Source organism: Aquitalea sp. LB_tupeE (assembly GCF_013391415.1).
GTDB lineage: Bacteria > Pseudomonadota > Gammaproteobacteria > Burkholderiales > Chromobacteriaceae > Aquitalea.
The window spans coordinates 34,027-50,845 of sequence record NZ_JACAXB010000017.1; the positions used below are offsets into that span (position 1 = coordinate 34,027).

At 61.4% G+C, this 16,819-nt stretch carries 16 protein-coding genes; 9 read left to right on the forward strand and 7 right to left on the reverse strand.

Translation table 11 applies throughout. From position 1 onward, the window contains the following. Positions 1-42 precede the first annotated feature (42 nt). Positions 43-492, forward strand: coding sequence for a YiiD C-terminal domain-containing protein (locus HWX34_RS08345; protein WP_178971820.1), 450 nt, complete (start codon positions 43-45; stop codon positions 490-492). 97 nt (positions 493-589) lie between these two features. On the opposite strand, the gene rlmH is transcribed toward HWX34_RS08345, so the two are convergent. The 7 genes from rlmH to HWX34_RS08380 form a co-directional block, all read right to left on the reverse strand. Further along, positions 590-1,060, reverse strand: a complete 471-nt coding sequence (gene rlmH / locus HWX34_RS08350; protein WP_045845823.1) for a 23S rRNA (pseudouridine(1915)-N(3))-methyltransferase RlmH — start codon at positions 1,058-1,060, stop codon at positions 590-592. A gap of 94 nt (positions 1,061-1,154) precedes the next feature. After that, positions 1,155-1,526 (reverse strand): ribosome silencing factor, encoded by a 372-nt coding sequence (gene rsfS, locus HWX34_RS08355; protein ID WP_045845822.1) that lies wholly within the window; start codon positions 1,524-1,526, stop codon positions 1,155-1,157. A gap of 165 nt (positions 1,527-1,691) precedes the next feature. Next, positions 1,692-2,336: a nicotinate-nucleotide adenylyltransferase gene (gene nadD, locus HWX34_RS08360; protein ID WP_178971821.1), complete on the reverse strand. Its 645-nt coding sequence runs from the start codon at positions 2,334-2,336 to the stop codon at positions 1,692-1,694. After that, on the reverse strand, positions 2,333-2,914 hold the full coding sequence (locus tag HWX34_RS08365) for a carbonic anhydrase (RefSeq protein ID WP_045845820.1): 582 nt from the start codon (positions 2,912-2,914) through the stop codon (positions 2,333-2,335). The genes nadD and HWX34_RS08365 overlap by 4 nt, the downstream gene beginning before the upstream one ends. Before the next feature lie 206 nt (positions 2,915-3,120). Beyond that, the gene (locus HWX34_RS08370; RefSeq protein ID WP_178971822.1) at positions 3,121-3,561 is read right to left on the reverse strand and encodes a GNAT family N-acetyltransferase; all 441 of its coding nucleotides are present in this window, start codon (positions 3,559-3,561) and stop codon (positions 3,121-3,123) included. Positions 3,562-3,565: 4 nt separating this feature from the next. Beyond that, positions 3,566-4,555: a DUF2804 domain-containing protein gene (locus HWX34_RS08375; RefSeq protein ID WP_178971823.1), complete on the reverse strand. Its 990-nt coding sequence runs from the start codon at positions 4,553-4,555 to the stop codon at positions 3,566-3,568. 35 nt (positions 4,556-4,590) lie between these two features. After that, complete coding sequence (locus HWX34_RS08380; RefSeq protein ID WP_178971824.1) at positions 4,591-5,454, reverse strand: MBL fold metallo-hydrolase; 864 nt, start codon at positions 5,452-5,454, stop codon at positions 4,591-4,593. A 155-nt stretch (positions 5,455-5,609) separates the two neighbouring features. On the opposite strand from HWX34_RS08380, the gene HWX34_RS08385 reads away from it, so the two are divergent. The 8 genes from HWX34_RS08385 (at position 5,610) to lpdA (ending at position 16,732) form a co-directional block, all read left to right on the forward strand. Then, a complete protein-coding gene (locus HWX34_RS08385; protein ID WP_045845817.1) occupies positions 5,610-5,942 on the forward strand; it encodes a helix-turn-helix transcriptional regulator in 333 nt (110 codons plus the stop codon). Between the two features lie 2 nt (positions 5,943-5,944). Further along, complete coding sequence (locus tag HWX34_RS08390; protein WP_178971825.1) at positions 5,945-6,382, forward strand: YeeE/YedE family protein; 438 nt, start codon at positions 5,945-5,947, stop codon at positions 6,380-6,382. 2 nt (positions 6,383-6,384) lie between these two features. After that, entirely contained in the window at positions 6,385-6,804 is a 420-nt protein-coding gene (locus tag HWX34_RS08395) for a DUF6691 family protein (protein ID WP_178971826.1), read from the forward strand. Continuing rightward, positions 6,792-8,498 (forward strand): SulP family inorganic anion transporter, encoded by a 1,707-nt coding sequence (locus HWX34_RS08400; RefSeq protein ID WP_178971827.1) that lies wholly within the window; start codon positions 6,792-6,794, stop codon positions 8,496-8,498. Before HWX34_RS08395 ends, HWX34_RS08400 begins: the two co-directional genes overlap by 13 nt. A gap of 136 nt (positions 8,499-8,634) precedes the next feature. Then, positions 8,635-10,086, forward strand: coding sequence for a M48 family metallopeptidase (locus HWX34_RS08405; RefSeq protein WP_178971828.1), 1,452 nt, complete (start codon positions 8,635-8,637; stop codon positions 10,084-10,086). Positions 10,087-10,389: 303 nt separating this feature from the next. Next, a complete protein-coding gene (gene aceE, locus HWX34_RS08410; RefSeq protein ID WP_178971829.1) occupies positions 10,390-13,053 on the forward strand; it encodes a pyruvate dehydrogenase (acetyl-transferring), homodimeric type in 2,664 nt (887 codons plus the stop codon). A 122-nt stretch (positions 13,054-13,175) separates the two neighbouring features. After that, positions 13,176-14,825 (forward strand): dihydrolipoyllysine-residue acetyltransferase, encoded by a 1,650-nt coding sequence (aceF, locus tag HWX34_RS08415; RefSeq protein WP_178971830.1) that lies wholly within the window; start codon positions 13,176-13,178, stop codon positions 14,823-14,825. A gap of 107 nt (positions 14,826-14,932) precedes the next feature. After that, positions 14,933-16,732: a dihydrolipoyl dehydrogenase gene (lpdA, locus tag HWX34_RS08420; protein WP_178971831.1), complete on the forward strand. Its 1,800-nt coding sequence runs from the start codon at positions 14,933-14,935 to the stop codon at positions 16,730-16,732. Positions 16,733-16,819: the final 87 nt, after the last annotated feature.

The window sequence follows — 16,819 nt, forward strand, 5'->3', positions numbered from 1 at the left end:
GGCTGTGGCATGCTGAAGGCTTATTGCAGCAAAGGAGTTGTCGTGCAGCATTACCAGGACATCGAGGATTATCTGTATCAGGCCATCCCGCTGGCACAGGCCATGGGGGTGAAAGTACGTCATGCGGCAGAGGATGCCGTCACCCTGTGGGCACCGCTGGAGCCGAACATCAACCATTGCGCCACCATCTTTGGCGGCAGTGCGGCCGCCGTGGCCACGCTGGCAGGCTGGTTGCTGGTGTATCGCAAGTTGCAGGCCCTGGGGGTGCGTGGGCAGGTAATGGTGCGACGCAGCCAGATGGATTATCAGAAAGCCATGCACGGCGCGTTCACTGCCAGCACCCTGACGGTGGCGGACACGGCCTGGCAGCGCATGGCTGGTGCCTTGGCCAAGGGCCGCATGGCGCGGCTGCAACTGGCGGTGGAGCTGGAGTGCGGCGGGGTGAGCGTCGGTCGGCTGGATGGCGAGTTCGTGGTGCTGCCGCCCAACTGAGTGCAGCAGACAAGGGGCTTGTCCGTGCTGAGCAAGCCCGGTTCAGAACAGGGGCCAAGGGGGCGCAACGCTGGAGCAGTGACTGTGTCGGCGCGTCTTATTCGCGGTGGTAGGGGTGATTGTTGAGGATGGAGTAGGCGCGGTAAATCTGCTCGCCCAGCATCACCCGTACCATGCCGTGCGGCAGGGTCATGGCGGATAGCTGCAGCAGCACGTCGGCACGCTGTTTCAGCTCTGCTGATAAGCCGTCGGCACCGCCGATGATGAAACACACATCATCGCCACCGGCCATCCAGCTTTTCAGCTCCTCGGCCAGCCGCACCGAAGTCCAGTTCTTGCCGCGTTCATCCATCACCACCAGCTTGCAGCGCGCCGGAATGGCGGCCATCAGCCGTTCGTGCTCGGCGGCGATGCCTTTTTCCGCCGTGACACCACCACCGCGTTTTTCCGGTTTGATTTCTTTCAGTTCCAGGCTGATGTCGCGGCCAAAGCGTTTGGCGTAGTCGTTATAGGCTTCGTCAACCCAGCGCGGCATTTTGGTGCCGACGGCGAGAATGGTGATTTTCATGGCAGGAGTCTGGCAGGGCGGGGCAAAGAACAGTGGTGGCAGGAGGGCACCGTGACGGCAGGCGTGCCGTCACGGGCGGATCAGACCTGCAAGATCAGGAGTTGGCTTGCCAGGGACGGCCGCCAGCCGGGGTGAAGCTGGGCTTTTGACCACCCCACAGCTGTTCCAGATCGTAGTAGTCGCGCACGGCCGGCAGCATGACGTGAATCACTACGTCGCCTGCATCCACCAGTACCCATTCGCCACTTTCCTGGCCTTCCGTACCCACCAGTTCCACACCGGCTTCTTTCAGGGTGACAGCCACATTGTTGGCCAGGGCCTTGACCTGACGGTTGGAGTCGCCGGTAGCCACGATCATGCGCTGGAACAGCGAAGTCAGTGTGGTGGTATCCATTTCGATGATGTCTTTGCCCTTGATGTCTTCCAGGGCGGTGACTGCCAGTTTGGCAATGTCTTGAACTTCCATGATGTCCTTTTGATGTCAGTCTTGATACATGGCGGCAGCCGGGCGGCCAGAGGTATCCGGTAAAGAGCGTTTGCCACAACCTGTGGCAAAAACGGGCAAGTGCTGTCCCGCGTGCGGGACAGGCCTTGCGGCAGTGTCTGAATCTGCCCTGCCGGGCAGGCTTTGCTAGCGATATAGCCCGTGTTGGCGGATATAAGCCAGTACCGGCGCACTCAGCAGGTTGCCGGTATCGGCACCGCTTTGCAGGCGCTGGCGTATTGCAGTTGCCGATACATCCAGCGGTGGCAGGGTCAGGGGGCGCATTGTACCGGAAGGCGCGCCATTTGAAAAATCAGTGACTTGGCGTTGTTGCCATTGTGCGCGCACGGCAGAGGGCAGCCGGGTTTCGTCGAAGCCCGGGCGCAGGGCAACGGCGATATTGGCCAGCGCGAACAAATCCTCCCAGCGTCGCCAGCTGTGCAGGCCGGCCAGTGAATCGCCACCGATCAGCCACCACAAGGGGCGCTCCGGGCCGATTTCGGCGCGGATTTCTTCCAGGGTATCGACGGTATAGGCCGGTTTGTTGCGTTGTACTTCGCGCGCGTCCACGGAAAGGCCTGGCAGGTCGGTAATGGCCAGTTGCACCATCTCCAGCCGTTGCGCCGGGCTGGCATGCGGGCCTTGCTGGCGGTGATAAGGTTGACCGGCGGGAATCAGCCGCACCTCGTCCAGCTGCAATTCGCTGCGAAACGCTTGCGCCATGCGCAGATGGGCGGCGTGGATGGGGTCGAACGTTCCCCCGAACAGGCCCAGCGCTGGCAGAAGGCTCATGCGTGTACGGGGGCCTTGCCGGTGTAACCGTCGATGATCAGCTCCAGGCGGCCGGTAGACGGGTGAATCACCATGCCGTGCACCGGAATGTCCTTGGGCATCAGCGGATGGTTGCGGATGGTCTGCACGCTGTGGCGCACGCTGTCCGACACATTGTCAAAACCCTTCAGCCAGTTGTCCAGGTCGATGCCGGCATTGCGCAGGGTATCGATGGTTTCTTCGCTGATGCCGCGTTCGGTGGCATGCGCCAGGATCTTGTTGGGGTCGATGGCGCGCATGCCGCAGTCCCGGTGGGCCACCACGCAGATTTCCTCGGCGCGTAATTCATACACCGCCACAATGAGGGAGCGCATCACCGAACCCCAGGGGTGGGTAATCAGCGCACCGGCGTTCTTGATCAGCTTGGCATCGCCGTTTTTCAGGCCCATGGCCTTGGGCAAGAGCTCCACCAGACGGGCATCCATGCAGGCGAGCACGGCCAGGCCCTTGTCGGGAAACTTGTCGGTCTTGAATTGTTCGTATTCGTGATTTTCGACGAAGCTCCGATTGTGCTCGAGAATGGTATTCAGCACACCCATGCGCGTGATCTCCTGGCTGAGGTTAGATTGTATGCTCTAATCGCGGCGCCATGCTAACACGGAGTCAGCAGCGAAGATGGGGTATTTCGCCATGGCGGCCGGCTCGGCAGCGGGGGCTATGGTAGCCAGTTTCCGGGGCGAGGGCCAATTTTGCCAACAGGAGAGGATGCTGTGGTGACAGTGCATGCCACGGACCAGCCTGATGCTTAGTCCAGGGTGTCCAGCTGCTTGCGGAAGGTGCGCTGGCTCAGTGCATAGCCCTGACGCTGATAGAAGTCAGCCGCTTCGTCACGATGGATGGCTGCGCGCAAGGTGACAGTGGTCGCCCCCTTGGTGCGGGCCCAGCGCTCGGCCACATGCACCAGCGCCCGCCCGGCACCATGCCGCCGCCAGCGCAGGCTGATGGCCAGCCCGCCGATTTCTACTGCCGCCGGTGCATCCAGCAGCGGTCGCCAGAATGCATGCAGCCAGCCAGCCACTTCCCCTTGGATTTCTGCCACCCACAGCTGATGCAGGTCCGGACTGCCCAGCAGCATGGTCAGCCGGTCACTCAGGGCCTGGCTATCCGCGGGGTAGCCCATTTCTTCGGTCAGCGCTGTTAGCGCGGGGACATCCTGATAACTGGCAGGTCGGATGATGACAGTCATAGCGTTACCAACGGGCATAGTGGTCTTCGGTTACTCCGCTCAGCCCCTGCACCACATGACGTGCACCGCTGGCGGGATGGGTAAGATGGCCATCGAAACGACCAATAACCTGAATATAACGGCTAGCGGCGATCAGAAGGTTCTGATTTTTCCGGCACAAGCCTTCCGGGGTGAATTGCAAGTCCAGCAAGCCGGCTTCATCGCTGATATGCCAGCGACGCAAAGGCTGCTGCGGGTGGAAATCAAACTGTACACCTTCCAGCGCACACAGCTGCTGTTCCAGCCAGGTGGCATTTTCATGCTGTGCCATATAACCCTGCTGCAGATTGAAGCCAAGGCCGGCACGGTGCGCGCTGGCCCAGCGCCAAGCCGTCTCGCGGGGCAGCAGGCCGTTGCTGTAATCCAGGCTGGCGACTGCCCCATCAAGCGAGTAGCGTTGGCCATGACAATCGGCAAAACCGCTGACCGCCAGGGCGGCGGTTTTGTGCGTGGTGTGGCTGTGTGCGCCGACTGGTGCAATGACAGCCAGTACCGGCGGCATGGTGCCAAGGTCAACATGGGCTGCCAGTTTCAGGGCTGGAGACTGAAGGTCTACCGCCAGAGTACTGTCGCGGCGACTGAAACGGATACTCAGGCTGTGGCAGGTAAAGCGGGCAGCGGCAAAGGGCTGGTCGGCTACGTCTGCGGCATGGCGCGGAAAGCTGTCGGTGGTGATATCCGCCAGCATGTGGCCTGTGCGCCGATCAAACAGATAGGCAAAGGCGGCACCGGTCCAGCCGACATCCACCACCGCCAGCGCAATGACATAGTCCGGATGGGTCAAGGCCAGATATTGCCAGCGTTTGTGGCGCAGACACTGCAGCATGCGCGGCCAGCGGCCTTCGGGCCGGGGCCAGTCCAGCCGGGCAATACAGCCCTGGTAGCGGCCGAACCTGATGTGGCCGTGTGCATCCTGCATACAGTCCGGTGCGTGGGGTAGATCGGCTGCTGGCATGACAGGGAGGTCCGGTTTGAAACACACGTTTGAGTCTACAACATATCCAGCGGTATTTTCAGGTAAGCCACGCCATTGCTTTCTGCTGCCGGAAAGCGCCCGGCGCGGATATTCACCTGGATGGCCGGCAGAATGAGCACCGGCATCTCCAGCGTGGCATCGCGTGCCTGGCGCAGGGCAATGAAGTCCGCCTGGCTGATGCCTTGATGCAGGTGGATATTGTGCTGTTTCTGCTGTCCCACCGTGCTTTGCCAGGCAATGGCCCGTCCATTGTTCGGGTAGTCGTGGCACAGCAGCAGACGGGTATCGTCCGGCAGCGCCAGCAGCCGCTGTACGGATTGATACAGCGTGGCGGCATTGCCGCCGGGAAAGTCACAGCGTGCGCTGCCCACGTCGGGCATGAACAGGGTGTCACCAACAAATACCGCATCGCCAACCTGATAGGCCATGTCCGCCGGGGTGTGGCCGGGTACCGACAGCGCCCGGGCCGGGAGGGTGCCGATGTAAAAATCTTCCTCATCGGCAAACAAGTGGTCGAACTGGCTGCCATCGGTGGCAAAATCATGCCCCAGATTGAACACTGCCTTGAAAATGTGTTGTACCTGCACAATGTCCTGGCCGATGCCAATCAGCCCGCCTGCCTGTTGCTGTAGCCAGGCGGCGGCGGACAGGTGGTCGGCATGGGCATGGGTTTCCAGTATCCATTGCAGCGTCAGGCGCTGCGCGTGCAGGAAGTCCAGCAATTGTTGTGCGCTGTGCCGGGCGGTACGGCCGGATTTGGCGTCGTAGTCCAGCACCGGGTCGATAATGGCGGCATGCCCGCCGGGATGGTCGTACACCACATGGCTTGCCGTGGCGGTGGCCGGATCGAAAAAAGTGGCGATTTCAGGTTTCGGCATGATGGATTCGGCGCTTCCCTTGGCGGTGTTCGTTAGGGCAGGGCTGACCAAAGCGGTCAGCAATACAATATACTATAATATATATTATAATTTGCTATGCATCCTTGCCACGTTCAAGAGACAGTGGCGTGCGTAGTGCCAGAGGGGTGGATAACATGGATTTGAATGTGCTGCGGGCAAATGCCGGCCGGGCTGCGGCCTTGCTCAAGAGCCTGGCCAACCAGGACCGTTTGCTGTTGTTGTGCCAGTTGGTGGATGGCGAAAAGACGGTTTCCGAGCTGGAGTCGCTCACCGGTATCCGGCAACCCACCTTGTCACAGCAACTGGGCGTGTTGCGCAACGAGGGCCTAGTGAATACCCGGCGCGAAGGCAAGTGGATTTACTACAGCATCGCCAGCATCGAAGCGATGACCATGCTGTCTGCCTTGCATGGCCTGTTTTGCGCCGACGAGGCGGCCACGCTGCCTGCCGCCCATACCGAGGAGTGACTGTGAATATTGCCTGGGCTAGCTTTACACCGGCGGCTGCACTGGTCGGTGGCCTGCTGATTGGCGTAGCCGCCAGCTGGCTGGTGTTGTTCAACGGACGGATTGCCGGTATCAGCGGCATGCTGGGCGGCCTGCTGGACCGGGCGGGTGACTGGTCGTGGCGGCTGGCCTTTGTATTGGGCCTGCTGCTGGCACCGTTGTTGTGGTCGCGCCTGATTGGCCCGCTCCCGCCCATGCAACTGGGCGCACCCATACCGCGCTTGCTGCTGGCTGGCGTGCTGGTGGGGGTGGGTACGCGTCTGGCATCCGGCTGCACCAGCGGACACGGTGTGTGCGGGCTGTCACGCTTGTCGCCGCGTTCCCTGCTGGCCACGCTGACTTTCATGGCCAGTGCCATGTTGACAGTGCTGGTGATGCGTCACTGGCTGAACGGAGGCTGAACATGAGCAAATTACTCTCTGCCGCTCTGGCTGGCCTGTTGTTTGGCCTGGGCCTGCTGCTGTCCGGCATGAGCAATCCGGCCAAGGTGCTGGGGTTTCTGGATGTCACCGGCCAGTGGGACCCCAGCCTGATGCTGGTGATGGGCGGTGCCATTGCCATTGGCTTTTTTGCTTTTCGCCGGGCCGAACGGCAAAGCCATAGCCTGCTGGGAGAACCCATGCAATTACCGGACAAAAGCAAGCTCACGCCAAGGTTGGCAGTGGGCAGTGTCCTGTTTGGCATTGGCTGGGGGGTGGCCGGCATCTGCCCGGGACCGGGGCTGGTGCTGGTGGGCATGGGACAGACGGGGGGCGTATATTTTGTCGTCGCCATGTTGCTGGGCATGTGGTGCGCCCGCCCGCTGATCAAATGGCTGTCCTGAAGGATGCCTGGCCAGTCTGGCTGACCGGTTATCGGCGGGAGTGGCTGGCCGGTGACCTGAGCGCCGGTGTGGTGGTGACCCTGCTGTTGATTCCGCAGAGCCTGGCTTACGCCTTGTTGGCCGGCTTGCCGGCACAGGCCGGTTTGTACGCCAGCATTGTCCCCTTACTGATATATGCCTTTGTCGGGCGTGGTCATGCCCAGTCGGTGGGGCCGATGGCACTGACTTCCCTGCTGACTGCAGCCACCCTGTCGCGCTTTGCCGAGGCCGGCAGCAGCGACTATCTGGCTCTGGCGCTGTGGCTGGCGGTGCTCTCCGGCGTGATGCTGTTGCTGATGGGCGTGGCCAGGCTGGGCGTTGTGGCGGATTTGCTGTCCGAACCGGTGCTTTCCGCCTTTACCACCGCCTCTGCCGTACTGATAGTGCTATCCCAGCTTGGTCCGCTGGCTGGCTTGCATTTGTCCGGCAGTTCACTGCCGCAATGGCTGCTGGGCATGAGCCAGCAGTTTGGCAGCTGGCAGCCTGCCGCACTGGGTTTGGGCTTGCTGGCACTGTTGTTGTTGCTGGCTTTGCGCCAATGGGGTGAGGCGCTATTGCAGTACCTGGGCCTGCCTGTACACGCTGCCCGTTTGCTGGTGCGCACCGCTCCGGTGTTGCTGATGCTGGCCAGCCTGCCCTGGTCGGCGCAGTGGCAAGTCCCGGTGGTGGGGCCGGTCGATGCGCAGTGGCCTGCCTTGGCCATGCCGGCCATCACCCTGTCCCGTCTGGCGGATCTGGCCATTCCGGCATTTTTTATTGCCTTGATCAACTATGTGCAAAGCCTGTCTGTGGCCCAGCTATTGGCAGCACGACGGCAGGAGACGGTGGACCCGGACCGGGAACTGCTGGCCCTGGGGCTGTGCAATGTGGCGGCTGGGCTGGCTGGCGGTTTTCCGGTGACTGGCGGGCTGAGCCGGTCCGTGGTCAATGCCGATGCCGGGGCCAACACCCAGCTGGCCTCACTGGTGACAGCGGCGGGCATGCTGATGCTCAGTTGCTGGGGCGGCGCGCTGCTGGCCCGGCTGCCATTGCCGGTGCTGGCGGCCATCATCATTGCTTCCTTGCTTTCCATGATTAATGTCGCTAGTTTGCGGCGCGCCTGGCTGGCCGAGCGGGCGGATGCCGTGGCCTGGCTGCTGACCTGTGGGTTGGTACTGCTGCTGGGGGTGGATAGCGGCATCATTGCCGGGGTGTTGGTATCTCTCTCCACCTTGCTGTGGCGTAGCAGCCGCCCGCATATCGCGGTATTGGGCCGGGTGCCCGGCACTCATCATTTTCGCAATCGCGAACGCCATGCGGTGGAAAGCCTGCCCGGCGTACTGATGCTGCGGGTGGATGAAAGCCTGTATTTCGGCAATGCCCGTCAGGTGCGGCAGGCCGTGCTGGCTCGCCATGCGCTGGCTACCGGCACGCAACAACTGGTGCTGGTGATGAGTGCGGTCAACCGGGTGGATACCACGGCCTTGTCCATGCTGGCCAACCTGGACCAGACCCTGCAACAGGCCGGCGTGAGCCTGCATCTGGCCGAAATCAAGGGCCCGGTGGCGGACATCCTGCAGCGCACTGGCCTGTCACAGCAATTTGCCGGCCGCGTGCATCTGTCCACCCAGGCGGCCTGGCAGGCACTCAGCCGGCCGGCGGATTATCAAATCTGAACAATTCTTCACCGCTTTTCCAGCCATCAGATGCTGGTCGGTTAAGGCGTGCAGGGCTATGCTGTGGCGATTCCGGGCGCTGACCGTTTGTCAGGTCGGCTTGCAACCAAATCGCTGCTGCCTGTTCACATCCAAGATGAAAAAAACCTTGCTTGCCAGCTTGCTGGCCATGATGTTGGCCCAGCCCTTGCTGGCTTATGCCGACCTGCCTGCCTTGCCAGATCTGGGCGATGTTTCCGATAGCACCCTCTCCATGGCGGACGAAGCGCGCCTGGGGCGCGACTTCATGCGTGCCATGCGCGATGCCGGCGACGTGCTGGACGATGCCGAAGTGAATGATTACATCAATACTCTGGGACATCGGCTGTCGGCCACGGTGCGCATACCGGGCCTGCAGCTGACCTACTTTGTGGTCAACGACAAGCAGATCAACGCTTTCGCCATGCCCGGCGGCTATGTGGGGGTGAATAGCGGTCTGGTGGTGGCCACCCAGAGTGAAGGCGAGCTGGCCTCGGTGATCGGCCACGAAACCGCCCATGTCACCCAGCGCCACATTGCCCGCATGCAGGCGGCTACCTCGGCCACCAGCCCCTTATTGCTGCTAGGGACGGTATTGGCTGCCGTTCTTGCCTCGCGCGCCGGGGGTAGTCAGGCGTCCATCGGCACCTTGTCAGCCGGACTTGGTTTGCAGATTTCCAACCAGTTGGCATTCTCGCGCGATTTCGAACGTGAAGCAGACCGCGTGGGCATGCAATACCTGGCACAAGCCGGGTTTGATGTCCGCGCCATGCCAGCCTTCTTCCAGCGTCTGGAATCGGCCAATCGTTACAGCGACAACAATGCCTACGCTTTCCTGCGTACTCACCCGGTCACCTCGCAGCGTATCAGCGAGGCACAGAATCGGGCACTGGAATATCCAGTCAAGATGAAGGCGGACAGTACAGCCTATCTGCTGGTACGGGAAAAGCTGCGGGTGATGACCCTGGCCCCGGACGAGGCGGTGCGCTTTTATCAAATGATGCTGGATAAAGGTCAGTATCTGAACGAAGGTGCAATGTGGTACGGGCTGTCACGCGCCCAACTGGCCGCCCATCACCTGCCTGCAGCCCGCACGGCACTGGGCAAGGCCGAAGCACGTTTGCCGGCCGACCCCATGCTGTTCGGGCAAGAGGCTGCCATTGCCCGCGAGGCGGGCGACTGGAGTGGTGCACTGGCCAGCCTGCGGCGCGGGCAGCAGGCTTTCAAGGACAGTCAGCCCTTGCAAATGGCCGAACTGGATGTCCTTATAGACAGCAGCAATCGTCCTGCCGCGCTGGCATTGCTGCGGCAGTTACAAAGTCGTTATCCGCGTGATGCGGCCTTGTATCGCAGCGAAGCGCGTTTGTATGCAGACCGCGAGCCCCAGCGTTATCACGCGGCACTGGGCAATGCCTTCTACTTCGAACGGCGTTACGAGGCGGCGCTGGAGCAATATCAGTTTGCTTCCCAGGCCAAGGGCGACGACTTCTACCTGCGTTCTTCCATCGAAGCGCGCATGCGCGAAGTTGAAAAATTGCTGAAAGAAGAAAAGAAGGATTCGGGGAAGTAAAGCGGAGGCGGTGCTACTGATGGCGGTATCGCAAAAAAACAACATGATGCAGCGCAATATCCTGATAAATGGAGCAAATATTCAGTGATAACCCTAATTGCCTATTCCGTTGTTGCCTCATGAAACTATACACTCCGCAACACCAGAGGGCCTTTTCATAAATGAACATTTTTATTGCGAAAGTGATCGTTTATAATCTGTCCCTAGCGAGTCCGGTTCGTTTTTTCGTTTTCGATCCGGTAACACAATAAAGTGGGTCTGGACCTGATCCCGACCCCGGTCACCCCGATGTGAGGATGAGATATGGCTGCAACCTTCCCTGACGATATCGATCCCCTGGAAACCCAGGAGTGGACTGAGGCGCTGGAGTCGGTTCTGGATACCGAAGGTTCCGAGCGCGCGCACTTCCTGCTGGAAACCATGGTTGAGCGTACCCGCCGCCGTGGCGCCTACCTGCCCTTCGACGCAACCACCGCGTACCAGAACACCATCCCGGTGGGTAAAGAACAGAAATCCCCCGGCAATCACGAGATGGAGCACCGCATCCGCTCCATCAACCGCTGGAACGCCGCTGCGCTGGTTCTGCGCGCCGGCAAGAAAGACCTGGAACTGGGCGGCCACATCGCATCCTTCCAGTCCTCCGCTACCCTGTACGACGTTGGTTTCAACCATTTCTGGCGTGCTCCGAACGACGAGCAGGACGGTGATCTGATCTACTTCCAGGGCCACATTGCCCCGGGCGTGTATTCCCGCGCCTTCCTGGAAGGCCGTCTGACTGAAGAACAACTGGACAGCTTCCGTCAGGAAGTGGACGGCAACGGCCTGTCCTCCTATCCGCACCCGTGGCTGATGGACGACTTCTGGCAGTTCCCTACCGTATCCATGGGTCTTGGCCCGCTGATGGCCATCTATCAGGCCCGCTTCCTGAAATACCTGGAAAGCCGTGGCCTGGCCCGTACGCCGGGTCGCAAGGTATGGTGCTTCTGCGGCGACGGCGAGATGGACGAACCGGAATCCCTGGGTGCCATCGCCCTGGCCGCACGTGAAGGCCTGGACAACCTGATCTTCGTCATCAACTGCAACCTGCAGCGTCTGGACGGCCCGGTACGTGGCAATGGCAAGATCATCCAGGAACTGGAAGGCGACTTCCGCGGTTCCGGCTGGAACGTACTGAAAGTGATCTGGGGTAGCCGTTGGGATCCGCTGCTGGCCATGGACACCAAGGGCCTACTGAAGAAGCGCATGGACGAATGCGTGGACGGCGACTACCAGACCTTCAAGTCCAAGAACGGTGCCTACGTTCGCGAACACTTCTTCGGCAAGTATCCGGAGCTGCGCGAAATGGTGGCCAATATGTCCGACGACGAGATCTGGGCCCTGAACCGTGGTGGCCACGATCCGCACAAGGTATACGCCGCTTACTACGAAGCCACCCACAATGCCAACGGCCGTCCGACCGTAATCCTGGCCAAGACCATCAAGGGTTATGGTATGGGTTCGTCCGGCGAAGCGCAGAACATTGCCCACCAGGCCAAGAAAATGGATATCGAAAGCCTGCGCAAATTCCGCGACCGCTTCGGTATTCCGGTGTCCGACGAAGACCTGCCGAAGGTGCCGTACTACAAGCCGGCTGAAGACAGCCCGGAAATGAAGTACATGCGCGAACGCCGTGCCGCGCTGGGCGGTTACCTGCCGGCCCGCAAACCGGTGAAGGCCCCGTTGGCCATCCCGGGTCTGCACATTTTCGACAGCCAGCTGGGCGATTCGGGCGAGCGCGAGTTCTCCACCACCATGGCCTTCGTGCGCATGCTGGGTACCCTGCTGAAAGACAAGAACATCAGCAAGCAGATCGTGCCTATCGTACCGGATGAATCCCGTACCTTCGGTATGGAAGGCATGTTCCGCCAGTACGGGATCTGGTCCACCCAGGGTCAGAACTACGTACCGCAGGACGCCGACCAGCTGATGTTCTACAAGGAATCCAAAGACGGCCAGATGCTGCAGGAAGGCATCAACGAGCCGGGCGCGATGTCCTCATGGATTGCCGCAGCCACCAGCTACGCCAACCACGGCATCCCGATGATTCCGTTCTACATCTACTACTCGATGTTCGGTTTCCAGCGTATCGGCGACCTGGCCTGGGCTGCTGGCGACATGCGCGCCCGTGGTTTCATGCTGGGCGGCACTGCCGGCCGTACCACCCTGAACGGTGAAGGTCTGCAGCACGAAGACGGTCACAGCCACATCCAGGCAGGCCTGATCCCGAACTGCGTGTCCTACGACCCGACCTTTGCTTACGAGCTGGCAGTCATCCTGCAAGATGGTCTGCGCCGCATGTATGGCGAGCAGGAAGACGTGTTCTACTACATCACCCTGATGAACGAGAACTACACCCACCCGGCCATGCCGCAAGGTGCCGAGCAGGGCATCATCAAGGGTATGTACCTGCTGAAGGACGGCGGTGACGCCAAGGTGAAGGTACAGCTGATGGGTTCCGGCACCATCCTGCGTGAAGTGATTGCCGCGGCAGACCTGCTGCGCAACGACTTCGGCATCGCGTCCGACATCTGGAGCGTGACCTCCTTCAACGAGCTGCGTCGTGACGGCATGGAAGCTTCCCGCTTCAACCTGCTGCACCCGACCGAAGCTGCCCGCAAGTCCTTTGTCGAGCAGCAGCTGGAAGGCCGCAGCGGTCCGGTGATTGCCGCTACCGACTACATCCGCAACTACGCCGACCAGATCCGCGAATACGTACCGGGTCGCTACGTGGTACTGGGTACCGACGGTTTCGGTCGCTCCGACAGCCGCGCCAAGCTGCGCGAGTTCTTCGAAGTGGATCGTCACTACGTCGCCGTGGCTGCCCTGTCCGCCCTGGCCCGCGAAGGCAAGATCGAAGCAGCCAAGGTTGCTGAAGCGATTGCCAAGTACGGCATCAAGGCTGACAAGCTGCCTTCCTGGAAGGCATGAGGCCGGGCCGGATACGGCCAAGCTTGAGGTAGCGAGCCCGCCCCGCCGGGGCTGGCTTGCAACGTAGCCGAATATCGGTGGCGGTACCGTACAGGTGCCGCCGCTCTACGGATGGAAAGCTCATGAGCAATCTGATCGAACTGAAAGTGCCCGACATCGGTGGGCACAGCAATGTAGACATCATCGAAGTATTCATCACCGCCGGTCAGACCGTGGCAGTGGACGATTCGCTGATCACCCTGGAAACCGACAAGGCCACCATGGAAGTGCCGGCCGAAGCTGCGGGTGTGATCAAGGAAATCCGTGTCGCGGTTGGCGGCAAGATTTCCGAAGGCGACGTCATCGCCATCCTGGAAGTCGGCGCCAGCGCAGCCGCGCCTGCTCCGGCCAGCGCGGCACCTGCTGCTGTTGCACCGGCCCCGGTTGCCGCCGTTGCAGCTGCTCCGGTAGCTGCCCCTGCCGCTCCAGCTGCCAGCGGTCGCATCGACATCGTGGTGCCGGATATCGGTGGCCACAACGGTGTGGACGTGATCGAAGTATCGGTCAAGGTGGGCGATGTGATCAGCGTGGACGATTCCCTGATCACGCTGGAAACCGACAAGGCCACCATGGAAGTACCGGCCACTGCCGCTGGCAAGGTCGTTGAAGTCAAGGTTGCCGTTGGCAGCAAGGTAAGCCAGGGCGACCTGATCGTAGTCGTGGAAGGCGCAGTTGCTGCCGCTGCTGCTCCGGTAGCCGCGCCTGCTGCAGCCCCGGCCCCGGTAGCCGCTCCGGCTCCTGTCGCCGCTGCGCCTGCCGCCGCTGCCCCGGTTGCCGTCAGCGCCAGCCTGCCCGCCATCAACGAAGCCAGCTTCTCCAAGGCCCATGCCGGTCCGTCGGTACGCCGTCTGGCTCGTGAGCTGGGTGTGGACCTGGGCCGCGTCAAGGGTACGGGCCGCAAGGGTCGTATCATCGACGCCGACGTGAAGGCCTTCGTCAAGGGCGTGATGCAGAACCCGGTGGCGGCTGCTCCGGCTGCCGCTGGTGGTTCCGGTGTGGGTCTGGACCTGCTGCCGTGGCCGAAGGTGGACTTCGCCAAGTTCGGCCCGATCGAAACCAAGCCGCTGTCGCGCATTCAGAAGATTTCCGGTGCCAACCTCAGCCGCAACTGGGTGATGATCCCGCACGTGACGTTCAACGACGAGTGCGACATCACCGAGCTGGAAGACTTCCGCAAGACCATCGGCAAGGAATGGGAAAAGTCCGGCCTGAAGATTTCGCCGCTGGCCTTCATCATCAAGGCCGCCGCCGAAGCCCTGAAGGCATTCCCCACCTTCAACAGCTCGCTGGACGGTGACAACCTGGTGCTCAAGCAGTACTACCACATCGGCTTTGCTGCCGACACGCCGAACGGCCTGGTGGTACCGGTGATCAAGAACGTCGATCAGAAGGGCATCAAGCAGATCGCCAAGGAACTGACCGAGCTGTCGCTGCAAGCCCGCGAAGGCAAGCTCAAGCCGACCGACATGCAAGGCGCCACCTTCACCATCTCCAGCCTGGGCGGTATCGGTGGCAGCAGCTTCACCCCGATCGTGAATGCGCCGGAAGTGGCAATCCTGGGTGTGTGCAAGAGCCAGATCAAGCCGGTATGGAACGGCAAGGAATTCGCACCGCGCCTGATGTGCCCGCTGTCGCTGTCTTTCGATCACCGCGTGATCGACGGCGCTGCTGCCGCGCGCTTCACCGTGCATCTGGGCAAGCTGCTGTCCGACGTGCGTCGCCTGATCCTGTGATGGTAGGGCGGAGCCCCACAGGGGCATTCCGCCTTCTCCTTGCCGCATGAAATACGGCGGAATGCTCCCGGCAAAGCCGTCAGCTTCCGCCCAACGGATGGAAAACCATGAGCAATCTGATTGAACTGAAAGTCCCGGATATCGGCGGTCACAGCAATGTGGACGTGATCGAAGTCTTCGTGAAGCCGGGCGATGTGGTGAGCAAGGACGACAGCCTCATCACCCTGGAAACCGACAAGGCCACCATGGAAGTGCCGGCGGAAACCGCCGGTGTGGTGAAGGAAGTCAAAGTGGCAGTGGGCAGCAAGGTGAGCGAAGGTGACGTGATTGTCATCGTCGAAGCTGCCGCCGCCGCCAGCGCCGCCCCGGCAGAAGCCAAGCCGCTGGAAACCACCGGCGTGGCCTCGGCTCACACCGATGCCGGTTTCGCGCCGCAAACTGCCCCGGTGGCTGCCAGCCATAGCGGCGGTGCCGATATCGAATGCGACGTGATGGTACTGGGCGGTGGCCCTGGCGGTTATTCCGCTGCCTTCCGCGCGGCCGACCTGGGCCAGAAAGTGGTCATCGTCGAGCGTTACTCCACCCTGGGTGGCGTGTGCCTGAACGTGGGCTGCATCCCGTCCAAGGCCCTGCTGCACAATGCCGCCGTGATTGACGAAGTAAGCCATCTGGCTGCCAACGGCATCAAGTTCGGCAAGCCGGAAGTGGATATCGACCTGTTGCGCGGCTACAAGGAAAAGGTTATCGGCAAGCTGACCGGTGGCCTGGCCGGCATGGCCAAGGCGCGCAAGGTGCAGATCGTACGTGGCAATGGCCGCTTCATCGACCCGCATCACATCGAAGTGTCGCTCACCACCGGCAACGGTCGTGAAGAGAGCGGCGAGAAGACCATCGTCAAGTTCAAGAACGCCATCATCGCCGCCGGTTCGCGCGTGGTGAAGCTGCCGTTCATTCCGGACGATCCGCGTGTGGTGGATTCCACCGGCGCGCTGGAACTGAAAGCCGTGCCGGAAAAGATGCTGATTATCGGTGGCGGCATCATCGGTCTGGAAATGGGTACCGTTTACTCCACGCTGGGCGCACGCCTGGACGTGGTGGAAATGCTGGACGGCCTGATGCAGGGTGCCGACCGTGACCTGGTCAAGGTATGGCAGAAGTGGAATGCCCACCGCTTCGACAACATCATGCTGAACACCAAGACTGTGGCTGTCGAACCGAAGGAAGACGGCGTGTATGTCACCTTCGAGGGCGAACAGGCACCGAAAGAACCGCAACGTTACGACCTGGTGCTGTACGCCACCGGCCGCGCGCCTAACGGCAAGCTGCTGGGTGCGGAAAACGCCGGCGTGGCTGTGACCGACCGAGGTTTCATTCCGGTGGACAAGCAGCAGCGCACCAATGTGCCGCACATCTACGCCATTGGCGACATCGTCGGTCAGCCGATGCTGGCCCACAAGGGCGTGCATGAAGGCCACGTGGCCGCAGAAAACTGCGCCGAGCACAAGGCCTTCTTCGATGCCCGAGTGATTCCGGGTGTGGCCTATACCGATCCGGAAGTGGCCTGGGTGGGCATGACCGAAGACGAAGCCAAGAAACAGGGCATCAAGGTGGAGAAATCCGTCTTCCCGTGGGCTGCGTCCGGTCGCGCCATTGCCAATGGTCGTGATGAAGGCTTCACCAAGCTGATTTTCGATCCGGCTACCCATCAGGTGATTGGTGGCGGCATTGTCGGCCCGCACGCCGGCGACATGATTGGTGAAATCTGCCTGGCGATTGAAATGGGCTGCGATGCCGAAGACATCGCCAAGACCATTCACCCGCACCCCACCATGGGCGAATCCATCGGCATGGCTGCCGAAGTATTCGAAGGTAGCTGCACGGACCTGCCGCCGCAGCGCAAGAAGTAAGCAGCCCGTCCGGCCGCAAGGCCGGGCAGGCCGCCTGCAGTCCCGGCCCGCCCCTGGCGGGTCGTGTCTTATCTCTCTCAGTCTTGT

Excerpts from the sequence above, each read along its gene's own strand:
- aceE (WP_178971829.1), top strand. The coding sequence starts at position 10,390 with ATGGCTGCAACCTTCCCTGACGATATCGATCCCCTGGAAACCCAGGAG.
- rlmH (WP_045845823.1), bottom strand. The coding sequence starts at position 1,060 with ATGAAAATCACCATTCTCGCCGTCGGCACCAAAATGCCGCGCTGGGTT.
- HWX34_RS08395 (WP_178971826.1), top strand. The coding sequence starts at position 6,385 with ATGAGCAAATTACTCTCTGCCGCTCTGGCTGGCCTGTTGTTTGGCCTG.
- rsfS (WP_045845822.1), bottom strand. The coding sequence starts at position 1,526 with ATGGAAGTTCAAGACATTGCCAAACTGGCAGTCACCGCCCTGGAAGAC.
- HWX34_RS08375 (WP_178971823.1), bottom strand. The coding sequence starts at position 4,555 with ATGCCAGCAGCCGATCTACCCCACGCACCGGACTGTATGCAGGATGCA.
- lpdA (WP_178971831.1), top strand. The coding sequence starts at position 14,933 with ATGAGCAATCTGATTGAACTGAAAGTCCCGGATATCGGCGGTCACAGC.
- HWX34_RS08385 (WP_045845817.1), top strand. The coding sequence starts at position 5,610 with ATGGATTTGAATGTGCTGCGGGCAAATGCCGGCCGGGCTGCGGCCTTG.
- HWX34_RS08370 (WP_178971822.1), bottom strand. The coding sequence starts at position 3,561 with ATGACTGTCATCATCCGACCTGCCAGTTATCAGGATGTCCCCGCGCTA.
- HWX34_RS08400 (WP_178971827.1), top strand. The coding sequence starts at position 6,792 with ATGGCTGTCCTGAAGGATGCCTGGCCAGTCTGGCTGACCGGTTATCGG.
- aceF (WP_178971830.1), top strand. The coding sequence starts at position 13,176 with ATGAGCAATCTGATCGAACTGAAAGTGCCCGACATCGGTGGGCACAGC.
- HWX34_RS08365 (WP_045845820.1), bottom strand. The coding sequence starts at position 2,914 with ATGGGTGTGCTGAATACCATTCTCGAGCACAATCGGAGCTTCGTCGAA.
- HWX34_RS08405 (WP_178971828.1), top strand. The coding sequence starts at position 8,635 with ATGAAAAAAACCTTGCTTGCCAGCTTGCTGGCCATGATGTTGGCCCAG.
- HWX34_RS08380 (WP_178971824.1), bottom strand. The coding sequence starts at position 5,454 with ATGCCGAAACCTGAAATCGCCACTTTTTTCGATCCGGCCACCGCCACG.
- nadD (WP_178971821.1), bottom strand. The coding sequence starts at position 2,336 with ATGAGCCTTCTGCCAGCGCTGGGCCTGTTCGGGGGAACGTTCGACCCC.